The organism is Salinibacter altiplanensis (assembly GCF_002894645.1).
GTDB classification, from domain to species: domain Bacteria; phylum Bacteroidota; class Rhodothermia; order Rhodothermales; family Salinibacteraceae; genus Salinibacter; species Salinibacter altiplanensis.
This window is the reverse complement of record NZ_NCQY01000020.1, coordinates 228,527-241,399: the sequence shown is the minus strand read 5'-3', so window position 1 is coordinate 241,399 and position 12,873 is coordinate 228,527. Positions and strand designations below refer to the sequence as shown.

Below are 12,873 nucleotides of genomic sequence, written 5' to 3'. Positions count from 1 at the left end.
GGCTCCGGCTCCCGCCGGCCCGCCGTTCCGACGTGGCTCTGACGGTCGCCCGCTACGGCATGCGCGGCGTGACCGACTCGACGGCCACGACCTGGCTCTTGGAGCGCCTGCGGGCCGACGACCCGTGGACCCGCCGCAACGCCGCGTACGCGCTGGGACGGGTGGAGGCTCTCGCCGCCGGCCGCGCCGATACGCTTCGCGCCGTGCTCAACGACGTCTCCCCCAACGACCCGGCCGCCATGCACCTACTTCGGGCACTGGGGACGGCCGGCGACTCTTCCGACGCTGCTCGCCTGGGCGACTGGCTCCGCACAGCCCCCGACTGGCGCACGCGCACCGAGGCCGCCCGGGCAATCTCGTCCCTCTCCTCCCTCGACGGATCAGGCGGGGCACTCGTCGGCGCCCTCAACGACGGCCCCCCGCTCGTGGCCCGCACCGCCGCCGAGACGTTGGCCGGCCTGGAGTGGTCCCCCGACCGCCTCGCCGCCGTCGGGGCCTGGCTCGATGCACACCCCGATCGGTGGCGCGTGACCGCACCGCTGCTGCGGGGCCTCGCCCGAAACGGACGCCCGGAGCGTGTTCTCGATGCCGTCGACCGCTGGCGCACCGAGCGCTCGCCCGTGGCCTACGCCGCGGCCCTCCCTGCCCTCGCCCCGCTTGACGCCCCCCGCGCCGATTCGCTGCTGGACACCGCCCTCCGACACGACGACGTTCGCGTGGCGGCCGCGGATGTGCAGGCAGTGGTCGGTCGCTGGGAGCGGACCCGGCCCGGTGGCGCCGACGTGACGTTCCGCCGCCTCACGGCCGCCGTCCGGCGGGGCGACCCGGCACTCCTCTACCACGGGGCCTCGGCCCTTGCCGACTCGGCCTTTGCCCCATTGGGCGCCGCCGACACGCTCGCCGCCACGTACCGGACACTCACTACGCCCGACGCCCTGGAGGGCATGACGGCCGTGTTGGGGGCACTCGGCACGCTCGGCGGCTCGACGGCCGAAACCGTTCTCCGCGACGCACTCGATCACCCGCACCATGCCCTCCGACAGGCCGCCGCGCAGGGGCTGTCCGAAGCGACCGATACGATGGTGGCGGCCGCGCCGAAGCCGCTCCCCGAGACGCCTTCGATTGACTGGAATGATCTCCAAGAGCTGGGCCCGCACCCGCGCCTCGTGCTGGAGACGACCCGGGGCACCGTCACGATCGAGCTCGACGCCGAACAGGCCCCACAGACGGTGCAGGCAATCACACGGTTTGCCCGAGACGGGCGCTACGACGGCGTGCCCTTTCACCGCGTGGTGCCGAACTTCGTGGTGCAGGGCGGTGACTTTGCACGTCGGGACGGCTTCGGAGGGCCCGGACGCTTTCTTCGGACCGAAGCAACGCGCATCGGCCACCGTCGCGGCACGATCGGCATGGCCAGCGCGGGCCGGGACACGGAGGGCAGCCAGTTCTTTGTGTCCCACAGCATGCAGCCGCACCTGGACGGCGGGTACACGGCCTTCGGGCGCGTGACGGACGGGATGGATGTGGTCGACCAACTCCGCGTCGACGACCGGATCACATCGGCTCAGGTGACAGCGACACGCGAGCGGTAGCAGGAGTACCGCAACCGTACGGCCAACACCGCGTCGATGTCTCTCACCGGAGCGCCTCGGCGCTTATCTGCTCCTGTGCGTTCGCCGCCCGCACCAGAGATCTGAGAAAAACGGGACGCTTGACGCAACCAGGCTGCCTCACAACGATCGTCGTATCGCCATTGACGTGGGCATACGTGGCCCGGCATGGGAAAGCCGACCGGGCCTTGTCGCTCACGTACACCGCCGTCTTCCCCTGTTTGCAGCGGAGGGCACCACGGTGCATGGAGGCCTTGAAGGGTTGACGGACCTCGTGCCTCGGTCGGCCTAATCCTCTTCTCGGGCAAGCAGAACGGCATTCCCCTCCGACCAAAGGCCTCGATCAACCCCACAGCGAGGAGAAGACCAACCGGTACAGCAGGTCGGCGGACCGCTCGGGCAACCGAAGCCGGCCGCGAATGTCTCCGGCAGGCTCGCTGCCGGGAGGGCCCCAAACGTCTGATGGAGAGATTCGCGGCGCGCGCTACGACAAGAGCGCCGTTTGAACACGCTTTTGTTCCTCGACGCTGAGGGCCTTGTGCCGTACGAGGCGAAGCTTCGGGTCCTCCGAGGTGGCTTGCTTCGCAATCCCCATCGTCTCAAACGCACAGAGCACAGTGCTTCCGTCTTCCAGCATGCAACGCCCTCGTGCGGAGGGAGACCCGTGGTTGACTGCATACACCCGACGCGCCGTCTCCTGGTCTTCTGGACGATGAAGGTCGAGCGGACGAGATCCAGCCATGATTCTTCGAAGGACTGCTGAGAGAATGGCAATTTTGTTCGTTCCCACCGCCCTGATGTTGGCTTTCGTGGCCTTTTTCAGTGAGCCGACAAGAAAAATGCCCTCCGGAACTGGCTTTTTTCTTATCCGCCGTAGGGACCCGCAGTGAGCTTCCCGCACATCAGTGATAATCTTTTGGATTATGCCCTTCCCCCTAGATGTCAGCGGTGTTCTCACCTCGCGTCATCTAGTTCCTCCTGCCGTGCCACGGACTCGGGCGGAAGCCCTGAGGACCCGGCTACGTGTCTAGGAGGCATGGACCCATCAGGTGGGCCTCTTCGCTGAAGTGGTCCTGACCACTCAGTCCCGATCACGCGTCTTTCTCCTCCCCTTCCCATGACGCTCACCGCCCTCTCCACCCCCGCCCTCCTCGTCGAACAGTCGCGCCTGCAGGCCAACCTCGCGGCCATGCAGGATCTAGCCGACGCGAACGATGTGGCCCTGCGTCCCCACGTGAAAACCCACAAGTCGGTGCCTCTCGCCCAGCGGCAACGGCAGCGTGGCGCCGAGGGGCTGACCGTCGCCACCGTCCAGGAGGCCGAAACGTTCGTCGACGCCGGGTTTGAGAACATACGCGTGGCCTACCCCATCACCGGGCGCAATAAGCACGAGCGGCTGCGGGCCCTCCGGGACGACGCGACGATCTCGTTCACGGTCGATACCGTCACGGGCGCCGAGCAGGCGTCGGCCGTCTACGCGGATGCGGGCGCTCCGGTGGACGTACTCATCGAGGTGGACGTGGGCCACGGCCGTTGCGGCGTGCACTGGTCGGACACCGCCGCCGCGGGCACGCTGGCGCACCGGATCGCGTCGTTGCCGGGCCTCCGACTCGCGGGGATTCTGACCCACGCCGGGCAGGCCTACGACGGGCCGTCCGACGAGGAGACAGAGGCGGAGGCACTGCATCGGGCATCGCGGCACGAGCGAGACCGCGTGCTGTCTGTGGTGTCTGCCCTGGCCGAGGCCGACGTGCCGGGCGTGACGCCGGACCCGTTCGAGGTCAGCATCGGCTCCACGCCGACGATGGCTGCCTTCGCGAACACAGAACGCGACGGCTTTCGCGTCACGGAGATTCGCCCCGGCAACTACGTGATGCACGACGCGATGCAGGCGGCCCTCGGCGCCGCGGCCCTCGGCGACTGCGCACTCACGGTGCTCACGACCGTCATCAGCACCCAGAACAAGCCCGACGGCATGGCCCGCGCGTTCGTGGACGCCGGAAAGAAGGTGCTCACCACCGACACCGGTGCCGGTACGAATGGGTACGGCCTTGCGCTGGCCGATGCCGCGTCCATGCAGCCCCATCCCGGCCTCCACGTCGATCGTCTCTCGGAGGAGCACGGGTGGCTCAGCATGACCGACACGGCAGACCTCACAGTGGGCGACCGGCTCCGCATTGTCCCGAACCACGCCTGCGTCACCGTGGCCAACCAGGACACCCTCCACGTCGTCGACGGCCCCTCCGTGGTCGGCACGTGGCCCGTCAGCGCCCGCGGGGGATGATGTTCTGGGGCCCTCGTTGGGGGCGAGTTTTCCAGCGCAAAGAGTCGTTCTCTCGACACGACGCCTGGAGGGAGCGCCACGCCCGCCGGCCTCTGGTTTTTCAAAAGGACCCGCGCTTAATACACCGACCATCATGGCGATAACAAGAGACCCAGCCGAGTCCTTCGTCTGGGAACGTGCCGACTTCGCTGTCCGGGTCTCTTGAGATTTCCAGCGCAATGCTGAAAACAAAATCATTTCCGAGCGTCTTCGAAACCAACACAAACGAGCTGGTCGATGTGGCGGACGACCTCCTCGAAGGCCTGAAGGTGCAGGTTGACGATGAGCAATACGTTGTTGGGGACCTGGCCCTCCGTGAGGGCACAGCCCCGCACAAGGGCATCAACAATGCCCCTTCCGACCTCGACTACCGCCTGTTGCTGCGGGCCGGGCTTTTGGTCGCCCAGGCCGGCGGGGCCAACACGCCACTGACGCTGACGACCGGCTTCCCTTACTCGGCGTACCGGGTCCACCGCCGCAACGCAGGCAACCTGATCGAGGGCGAGCAGGAAATTGAGTTCGACGGGCGTCCATTTGGGCAGGGCGAGCACTCGGTCGTGGACGTGGACATTACGGACGTCGAGGTGCTTCCGGAAATCGAGGGCCACGTGACGGCAACCCGCGAGGGCGACCTTCAGGAGGACGACCCGTTCTTCGCTGTCTCACTGGGATACGGGACGTTCGAGTCCGTCTTGAGCCTTCCCTCCGGGCCCGTCCAGCGAACAGCGACGAGCGGACACGGGCTCCGCTATGCCACGTCGATGATGGCCGAGCGGCTCCGAGAGAAGCACTACCTGGACATGCCCACCGAGCACCAGATTGACATGGCGATGCGCCGGGGCACCGTCGTGGCGGGCCGCCAACGGTACGACCTGTCGGAGCTCCGCCAGAAGGTACTCCGCATCTACTACAACGACATCGTCTCCCCCTCCCTGAAGAAGGCCTTCGACGACAACGACTTCGGACAGACCCGCAAGATGTACCTGGCCGGGGGCGGCGCGCTCTACACCGAACTCGTGGACGCATTCGAAGACGAGTTCGGGGATGTGCTTTCTCTGAACGTGGTGCCGGACCCGGCCACGCATGTGAGCCGGGGGTTTGCCCTCCACTCCGCCGGCGTGAACGGCAAGGGCCCGGGCCACGCCGTCGGGCTCGATCTGGGCAACGCCAATACGTCCGTGACACTGTTCGAGCAGGAGCGTGCCTAGCCCGAATGCCCTTCGCCTGTTCCGTTCGAACAATTCCTGGCCGCTATGTTCGACTTCTTTCAGCGCTCGACCGATGAGGACGATGCTCCTGCTCCGTCGTCGGCCCTCTCGGTTCTCGGAGAGGGCACGACCGCACAGGGGGCCTTCGACCTGCAGGCGGACGACCTTCGGGTCGACGGGGTGCTCGACGGGGACGTCACGACCGAGGGCCACGTGCACGTGTCCAGGGAGGGCACCATCCACGGAGAAATTCGGGCCGGTTCGATTCGGATCGCCGGCGAGGCGAAGGGCATTCTTCACGCGCAGACGGATCTCGTCGTGCTGGACGCCGCCTCGGTGCATGGCATTCTGTGCGCCGAGGCGCTTACGATTGAGGACGAGGCAGACTTTGAGGGCGGCCTGTGCGACACCGCGGACCAGATCCCGGTTCTGAAGGACGTCTTCTTTTCGGCCGAGGCATACACGATCCCCGGGCTCGCGTCGTCCCCGGACGTTCCCCAGACCGACTCGCGGGCCCGTCCATCCGGAACCACCGAGCGATCCGTGACGCTCGATATTGAGCAATCGTCTCCTCAGAAGACCGCAGAGGACCCCCCGCCCTTCGCCTCCCTCCAGGAGGGCGACGGCCTTCCGGAACCCCCGTCCCCGTCGTCGGCCGCCCCGCCCGCGGAGCAGTCGAGCGTCGGGACTGACCCCCAGAACGTCGAGGACACCGACGACACAGACTCCCTCGCCAAGATTGAATGGTAGTCGCCTCGTCGATAAGCGTCTGGGCACGAGTGTTTGCCCTTCTCCTGCCTCCCAGTCCCCCAAATTGCCGGCGAAAAGCCCTCCCGCCGCCGAACGAACTGGGCCCTGTGCCGTCCGTACACACCGCAGAATTGGTGTCCAATACGTCTCGACGGCATGACGAAGACCTCCTCCTACACCGACATCACGACCCTGGCCGAGCGGCTCCGGGACGTGCCCTACGAGCCGATCCTACGCACAATCGGCCGTGTGGCCGCCCGAGAGGGCATCGAGGCGTACGCCGTCGGCGGCATGGTGCGCGACGTACTTCTGGGACGCTCCACCAGGGACCTCGACTTCGTAACCGTTGGGCCCGACACCGGTCTCGCGCTGGCCGAGGCGGTGGGCAAGGAGCTGGGGGGCCAGACTGCGCACGTCTACCCCAAGTTCGGCACCGCCGCGATCCGCGTTCCCCGCGAAGAGGCCAGTCTCGACCGCCCGCTCGTGCTGGAGTTTGTGACCGCCCGCAAGGAAAGCTATCGGTCCGACTCTCGGAAGCCGGAGGTAGAGGCCGGGACCCTGGAGGACGACCAGCACCGGCGCGACTTTACGGTCAACGCGATGGCTATCCACCTCACGCCCGACCGCTTCGGGGCGCTCATCGACCCGTTCGACGGACGGCGCGACCTGGAGCGGCAGACCATCGACACGCCCCTCGACCCGGAGGCAACGTTCGAGGACGACCCACTCCGCATGATCCGCGGCGCCCGATTCGCCACGCAGCTTGAGTTTCGGGTATCCGATCGCGTGTTCGATGCGATGGGCACGCAGGCCCACCGCGTCGAGATCATGAGCCAGGAGCGCATCACCGAGGAGCTCCACAAGATTCTGGAGGCCGATACCCCCTCCATCGGCTTCAAGATCTTGGAGGCCTCCGGCGTACTGGAACACTTCATGCCCGAAATTCAGCGCCTCAAGGGCGTCGACGTGGTGAACGGGCGCGACCACAAGGACAACTTCTACCACACGCTGGAGGTGCTCGACAACGTCGCCGACCGGACGGCCGACCGGCCCGGCCGGGCGACGCGCTGGCTTCGCTGGGCCGCCCTCCTCCACGACGTCGCCAAGCCCAAGACCAAGCGGTTCGACGATGAGGCCGGTTGGACCTTTCACGGGCACGAGGACGTCGGCGCCCGCATGATTCCCGACCTCTTTCGCAAGTGGCGCCTGCCGACCGATGAACGAATGGACTACGTGCAAACGCTCGTGCGCCTGCACCTCCGCCCCATCGCACTGGGAAACGAGAAGGTCACCGACTCCGCCGTGCGCCGCCTGCTCTACGAGGCCGGAGACGATGTGGACGACCTCATGACACTCGTGCGGTCGGACGTGACCTCGAACAACCCGGACCGGCGCCGTCGCTACCAACGGGCCTTCGACCGCGTGGAGGAGAAAATGCGCGTCGTGGAGGAGAAGGACCGGCTCCGCAACTTTGAGCCGCCGGTGGACGGGTACGAGATTATGGAAACCCTCGGCATTGAGGAAGGGGTGGCCGTCGGGGTTGCCAAGACGTGGATTCGCGAAGCCGTCCTCGACGGCGAAATCTCCAACGAACACGACGCGGCGTACGACTACCTCATGGCGATCAAGGACGAGGCCCTCCGCCGCGGGGCCCTCTTCGAGGCGATGCAGGACCGGCTAGAGGGAGCGGAAAACCGAGCGTTGGGGGCGATCAAGGAGGTCGTCTTCGAAGACCCGGACCTGCCGGACGATCGCTCAGCCGCACTGGCGTACCTGGACGCCGTGAAGACCGAGGCGCTGACCGACAAAGAGGAGAGCAATCCGGCGTAGAGGCCCTCCTTCCGTGCTCTGGTCCACCGCCGGGGCTATACTCGCGGGTCCTCCCACACAAGTCTCGTGTCCGTCGCGGAAACGGCTGGTCGCAGGATGGGATGGACGAAACCGTCAGCCCTGCCCGGCAACGTCTGCGTCGGTCGGCCCCTGCCCATCGTAGGCCGCAACAAACTCATCGAGTCGGCCAGGATCCTCGGCGCCGGGCAACGGGCGGGTCGCCGTCTCGCAGGCAACATCCACACCGAGCTTGTCGCAGACATGATCGGAGACGGCCTCGGCCATTTGCCGATGGGTCGTCAGCTTGCCCCCGACAATGCTCGCAAAATTGTCGACGCCGGCAGCGGCATGGTCCAGGGTGGTGAATCCCCGCGAGATGCCTCGCCGACTGGTGGCCTGCTCGTCGGGGGCGTACAACGGGCGCACCCCCCACCATGTGCGCACCGTCGGGGCGTCCGCGACGGGGGGCAACATGGCGGCACACTCCCGGATGGACGTCTCGATTTCCCAGTCGGCCTCCTCATGGTCGTCCGGGTCTGCCACCGGCACGCTGGTGGTCCCGAGCACCACCTCGTCCTCGTGCGGCACGACGATGTCCCCGTCGTCCGGGTCGCGACACCGGTTGAGGGCGGGGCCGAGGCCGTCGTACTCCACTGAGATCATCACGCCCCGCGAGGGCGCCATCCCCACGTCGATGTCGGCCATCGACGCCACCGTGCCCGCCCAGGCCCCCGCCGCGTTCACAACATATGTGGGCTCGACCATCGCGTCGACCGTTCCCCCGACCCGCGCCTTCACGACTCGGCCTCCGTCGACAACAAGGTCTTCGAGGGGGGCATGGGGACGCACAGACCCACCGTGGGCCTCCGCGTCGGCGGCATTGGCCGCACTCAGGCGCGACGGATAGACGACCCCGTCGGGCACCCGCATTGCCCGTTCCACCTCGTCCGACAAGCCCGGCACACGGGCCTGGGCCTCCGCGGCACTGAGAAGGGTCGTCTCAATTCCAATCTCGTCACAGGCCGCCCGCTTCTCCTCAAAGTACCCCGGATCGTCATCGGCCAACTGGACGAACAGACCACCGGTGTCGCGAACGCACGCCCCCGCGATGGAACGAAGGACACGGTTTTCTGCAATGCACTCTTCTGCCCCGACCCGATTGGCCTCGGCGTAGCGGGCCCCGCTGTGCAGCAGTCCGTGGGAGCGGCTGGAGGCCCCGCTGGAGAGCCCGTCCCGCTCCACGAGAAGAACCTCGACGCCGCGCAGTGCAAGGTCGCGGGCGATACCCGTGCCGGTGGCACCACCGCCAATCACGAGTACTGCGGGAGAGTCGTTCATCTAAGAGTCTGTTTTGATTTTGGGTCGGATCGCGAGAGCGAAAATTGACGGAGCGAAAATCGCACCCTGAACGAGGCCTGTAGTGGGGCTACCGGTCGAGTGAAGGGGCGATTTGCAGCCCTTCAAGGCCGCTCGGAGCCCGAGAGATAAATTAAAACAGACTCTAAGATATGGGGTCCGGACGAAGATGCACGTGGCAATTGCCGTCGCAGATGTTAGACAATCCTTCAGGTCGTAGTTGTCCGTGCAGTGGCGACATGAGACAGGGCTTTCACAACCTCACAGCCGCGTACGGCACTGACACAAGGAGACTACGGGCGGCGCTGCGGGATCAGGGCATCGCGCGCAGTCGCGTCCTCGTGAGATCACACACCTGTAAGATGAGATCGCAGGGGCGTCACGTTTGGATCGATGTTCATTGCATCTTCTCAGGAGGGAATGAATATGAAGTGGTCAGGTCCAATGTCATCATCTCAGTCAGTATTCTCACCACACGTGTTGCCTCCGATGAACGAAGAGCCCGCGATTCCCAATTCCAGCGTCGATGATGTGCTTTCGGCGAAGGGCGCGCTCCACGACCCGACCCGTGTTCTTACCGCCGCGCCCCAGGACCGCGTCTACGACTGCATCGACCGGATGGCCGAGATCGGGGTCGGCTCCATCGTGGTCACCGACGACGGCGACATTGTGGGCATCTTCACGGAGCGCGACCACATGCGCAAGATGGCGCTGAAGGGGCGCGCCCCGAAGGAAACGGCGGTGCGGACCGTCATGACGGAGGACGTGGCAACCGTTGCGCTGGCCCAGTCCCTGGAGGATGCCCTCGATCGGATGCGCGACCTGCAGTGCCGACACCTGCCGGTGGTCGACGCGGACGGGCGGCTCAGTGGCATCATTTCGATGCGCGACTGCATGCGACAGCTCTCGGAGGCCGCCAAGGCCAAGGCCCTTGAGCTGATTGAGCACATGGAGGCGGAGTATGTCGTGCGTCAGTACGGGTAGCCTGACACACCAGTGAGTGGGTGGGGAGACCGGACCGCGCGGGCAAGAGTTGGCGTTCTGTCCAACACGGCGGCTACGACGCTGACGGGGGGCGTTCGGGCGGGGCCTCAACATCGGACAGCGGTTCCTCCATCTTCAGCAACTCTGCACTTCGACGCCAAAGGCGAACGGCAGCCTCTCGGTCGCGGGCCGCCGCGGCGGGCCTGGTGGGGGACTGCCCCGAGAAGTACCGTCCCGAGACCTCTTCCGTGTCGGGGGAAACGGCCACGTGCAGGAGCTCGGCGGCCCCGTCGGCCACCGACGAGGTCCCCGGCACCAGATCCAGCATCCGGAACAGGCCCGCGAGCGGACCGGGCAGGAATCGCCCAAACTGACTTCCGGGGACGAACCCGGGATGGAGGCTGTTCGACGTGATGGACCGATCCGTGGCCTCCAGGCGGCGGGCCAGTTCCGACGCGAACAGCACGTTGGCGAGTTTCGAGTGGGCGTAGGCCCCCATTCCGGAGTACCCGTCGAGGGCTTGGGGGCGCTCCAGGTCGAGCTGCGCCCCGCGATGGGCCTCGGAAGCGGTCGTGACGACGCGGGCGCCCTCGCGCAGGTGACCGAGCAGGTCGGCGGTCAGCAGGTACGGGGCGAGGTGGTTCACGTAGAACGTGCGCTCGATGCCCTCCACGAGCCGGCCCTGCCGAAACAGCCCGCCGGCATTGTTGAGCAGAAGGTCAAGGCCGTCGGTGCGGGCCCGGACGGTTTCCGCCAGCGCCCGAATCTCGTCGGCCTCCGTGAAGTCCGCCGCCACAAAGGTGGCCTCGCCGCCGTCCTCGTGGATCGCCCGCACCACCTCCTCCCCAGCCGCGCGGTCCCGGCCGTGCACAATCACCTTCGCCCCGAGCCGCCCGAGCGCGTGGGCCGCCACACGGCCAATGCCGCTCGTGGAGCCGGTAACAAGGGCGACGCAGCCTGTGCAATCGATGTCCGAGACGGTGGCGAGAGATTCGGGGCGCGTGCTCATGAGACTATTGTACAGGAGGAAAGAGGGTACAGGAGGAAAGGGGGAGTCAAGGGGCTCTACGCACCGGCGGTGCGGTAGCGCAAGGAACGGCGGTTGTACTCGGCAGCCCAGGCCGGATCCCGCGCCATTTTCCGCAGCACATCCACGGCGCGACGGACCTGTTCGCGGGAGGCGTGTTCGTAGAAAGGCCGTGCCACCTCGGCGTCCCACTTCGCCCCCACGGCCATGTCGTACGCGATGCGCTTGAAACAGTGATCGAACCGGACCGGATAGTTGCCCGATGCCGCCTTAGCGGGAAGCACCTCTTCCGCGAGGCGCTCCATCGTACGCACACACTTCGGGGACGTCGCCGGACTGTCCGGGTCGGAGGCCGTAAATAGATGAATCTGTTGGGGCATCGATGCCTCGGGGACGTCCTCAACCCAATGCTGACGCAGGTGCATGTGGCGCGTGGGCCCGGACGGACCCTCACGGCCGGATTTTGCGCGCGAGCCGCCGGAAGGCATCGGGGTCGGGACAGTGGAAGTGTTGCCCCCGGTACTGAAGACGAACCCGCTGGTGGCGATCCCGCGCGCTCTCCCAGTATTTCGACGGGGGGCAGTTGTCGAACCAGTAGAGGGTGCAGTCTCGGGAGTGCTCTACGATCTCATCGGTGCCATCCCAGTCGGTAAAGTAGAGGACCACCCGTCCCTCCAGGTCCCATGCGACGCCCCGATCGTCTTGAACGAACCGCATTGGCTCCGGATCGAATTTGGCGTCGATGCGCCCGTTGGGACACAAGAAGATGTCGATGTCATCGCGAAGGAGGGCCCCAGTGGCCACCTTTGAGTAAAAGACCGCCTCGTCGCGGCAGGAGGGCGAGGTATCGACCAGCAGGGCCAGCCGGCGCTTCGTGTAGTCCATCTTGCAGTGCTGCAAGGGGCGACGGTCAATCTGCCGTCGCATGATCTTGCGCGGATCCCAGAACTCGTCCCCGGGCACCTGCTGGTAGCTCATGTCTTCGGCCACCTTGCTCACGAGGCGGGCAAACATTGCGGCGATCCGGTGGTCCCTCTGCTTCGAGGGGGTCCAGTCGGTATCGGCGGTCCCGTCGTTCACCTCGTAGGCGAACGCTTGGAGCTCCTCCTCTACACGCTCAGCCCCGGACGCACGCCGGCGTTGGTCGGTGAAGAAGTCCTCATCGTCGTTTTCGTCCTGGTCGGAGGGCACCTGAGGCGGCTCTTGTACGTGGTCAATCCACGACTCGTCGCTGGGGGCCTCCGCCAGGGCTTCGTCGTGGCCCTCGCGGGCCGCGTCTTCGGCGCCGTCGGGGGCTGGGGGAAGCGTCTGTTCTGACTCGTCCACGGCACTGGGGGCGGGACGGGATTCGGACGGGCGGTTCGCCCGGTCGCCCCGGTTGGGAGTGGGCGTCCCTCCACCGCTTCCAGACCGGGACGCCTCGCCTGAGACACCGTCGGGGGCCGTCGTCGAGGACGCGTCGGTCGAGGACGATCCCTCCGTCCTCGCGTCTTCCGGGAGCACTGGACCGCCTGGGTTTTGATCGGCCACGGGCGCTCTCTCCGTCGATGCCTCCGGGGGCGTCGGATCGTGCTCGTCCTGGGCCGCCTCCTCATCCCCAGGGGGCGCGTCCGGGAGCGGCGCGGAGCCTTCCTCGGTGGCCGCATCTGCCTCCGAGGACGCAGGAACGTGGAATGGGGCGTCGGCGGTGGGCCGCCAGCGACGTTCCACCGTAGGGGACTCGTCGTCCGCCACGGGATCAGGATCCGGCACCTCGTGTTCGGGGGGCGAGTCAGGCATGGCGCA

The 12,873-nt window shown here is 66.7% G+C and carries 11 protein-coding genes; 6 read left to right on the top strand and 5 right to left on the bottom strand.

What is annotated here, in order from left to right; genetic code table 11:
- Positions 1 to 1,592, top strand: a 1,592-nt coding sequence (locus B7R93_RS08585) for a peptidylprolyl isomerase (RefSeq protein ID WP_232798215.1), incomplete at its 5' end; no start/stop codon positions are given.
- Between the two features lie 502 nt (positions 1,593 to 2,094).
- On the opposite strand, the gene B7R93_RS15305 is transcribed toward B7R93_RS08585, so the two are convergent.
- Positions 2,095 to 2,352: a hypothetical protein gene (locus B7R93_RS15305; protein WP_157942257.1), complete on the bottom strand. Its 258-nt coding sequence runs from the start codon at positions 2,350 to 2,352 to the stop codon at positions 2,095 to 2,097.
- A 375-nt stretch (positions 2,353 to 2,727) separates the two neighbouring features.
- Here B7R93_RS15305 and B7R93_RS08575 point away from each other — a divergent pair, with 375 nt between their 5' ends.
- The 4 genes from B7R93_RS08575 (at position 2,728) to B7R93_RS08560 (ending at position 7,721) form a co-directional block, all read left to right on the top strand.
- Positions 2,728 to 3,894, top strand: coding sequence for an alanine racemase (locus tag B7R93_RS08575; protein WP_103020369.1), 1,167 nt, complete (start codon positions 2,728 to 2,730; stop codon positions 3,892 to 3,894).
- A 176-nt stretch (positions 3,895 to 4,070) separates the two neighbouring features.
- A complete protein-coding gene (locus tag B7R93_RS08570) occupies positions 4,071 to 5,141 on the top strand; it encodes a ParM/StbA family protein (RefSeq protein ID WP_232798213.1) in 1,071 nt (356 codons plus the stop codon).
- 45 nt (positions 5,142 to 5,186) lie between these two features.
- Entirely contained in the window at positions 5,187 to 5,891 is a 705-nt protein-coding gene (locus B7R93_RS08565) for a bactofilin family protein (protein WP_103020367.1), read from the top strand.
- A 156-nt stretch (positions 5,892 to 6,047) separates the two neighbouring features.
- Complete coding sequence (locus B7R93_RS08560; protein ID WP_103020366.1) at positions 6,048 to 7,721, top strand: CCA tRNA nucleotidyltransferase; 1,674 nt, start codon at positions 6,048 to 6,050, stop codon at positions 7,719 to 7,721.
- A 114-nt stretch (positions 7,722 to 7,835) separates the two neighbouring features.
- On the opposite strand, the gene B7R93_RS08555 is transcribed toward B7R93_RS08560, so the two are convergent.
- Positions 7,836 to 9,059, bottom strand: a complete 1,224-nt coding sequence (locus B7R93_RS08555) for an FAD-dependent oxidoreductase (protein ID WP_103020365.1) — start codon at positions 9,057 to 9,059, stop codon at positions 7,836 to 7,838.
- Positions 9,060 to 9,566: 507 nt separating this feature from the next.
- Here B7R93_RS08555 and B7R93_RS08550 point away from each other — a divergent pair.
- Positions 9,567 to 10,061 (top strand): CBS domain-containing protein, encoded by a 495-nt coding sequence (locus B7R93_RS08550; RefSeq protein WP_232798211.1) that lies wholly within the window; start codon positions 9,567 to 9,569, stop codon positions 10,059 to 10,061.
- Between the two features lie 73 nt (positions 10,062 to 10,134).
- On the opposite strand, the gene B7R93_RS08545 is transcribed toward B7R93_RS08550, so the two are convergent.
- The 3 genes from B7R93_RS08545 to B7R93_RS08535 are packed head-to-tail and all read right to left on the bottom strand — an operon-like array spanning position 10,135 to position 12,867.
- Positions 10,135 to 11,070 (bottom strand): SDR family NAD(P)-dependent oxidoreductase, encoded by a 936-nt coding sequence (locus B7R93_RS08545; protein WP_103020364.1) that lies wholly within the window; start codon positions 11,068 to 11,070, stop codon positions 10,135 to 10,137.
- 56 nt (positions 11,071 to 11,126) lie between these two features.
- Positions 11,127 to 11,513: a hypothetical protein gene (locus tag B7R93_RS08540; RefSeq protein WP_103020363.1), complete on the bottom strand. Its 387-nt coding sequence runs from the start codon at positions 11,511 to 11,513 to the stop codon at positions 11,127 to 11,129.
- A 25-nt stretch (positions 11,514 to 11,538) separates the two neighbouring features.
- Entirely contained in the window at positions 11,539 to 12,867 is a 1,329-nt protein-coding gene (locus B7R93_RS08535; protein ID WP_103020362.1) for a hypothetical protein, read from the bottom strand.
- Positions 12,868 to 12,873: the final 6 nt, after the last annotated feature.

Excerpts from the sequence above, each read along its gene's own strand:
- B7R93_RS15305 (WP_157942257.1), bottom strand. The coding sequence starts at position 2,352 with ATGGCTGGATCTCGTCCGCTCGACCTTCATCGTCCAGAAGACCAGGAG.
- B7R93_RS08575 (WP_103020369.1), top strand. The coding sequence starts at position 2,728 with ATGACGCTCACCGCCCTCTCCACCCCCGCCCTCCTCGTCGAACAGTCG.
- B7R93_RS08565 (WP_103020367.1), top strand. The coding sequence starts at position 5,187 with ATGTTCGACTTCTTTCAGCGCTCGACCGATGAGGACGATGCTCCTGCT.
- B7R93_RS08560 (WP_103020366.1), top strand. The coding sequence starts at position 6,048 with ATGACGAAGACCTCCTCCTACACCGACATCACGACCCTGGCCGAGCGG.
- B7R93_RS08555 (WP_103020365.1), bottom strand. The coding sequence starts at position 9,059 with ATGAACGACTCTCCCGCAGTACTCGTGATTGGCGGTGGTGCCACCGGC.
- B7R93_RS08550 (WP_232798211.1), top strand. The coding sequence starts at position 9,567 with ATGAACGAAGAGCCCGCGATTCCCAATTCCAGCGTCGATGATGTGCTT.
- B7R93_RS08545 (WP_103020364.1), bottom strand. The coding sequence starts at position 11,070 with ATGAGCACGCGCCCCGAATCTCTCGCCACCGTCTCGGACATCGATTGC.
- B7R93_RS08540 (WP_103020363.1), bottom strand. The coding sequence starts at position 11,513 with ATGCACCTGCGTCAGCATTGGGTTGAGGACGTCCCCGAGGCATCGATG.
- B7R93_RS08535 (WP_103020362.1), bottom strand. The coding sequence starts at position 12,867 with ATGCCTGACTCGCCCCCCGAACACGAGGTGCCGGATCCTGATCCCGTG.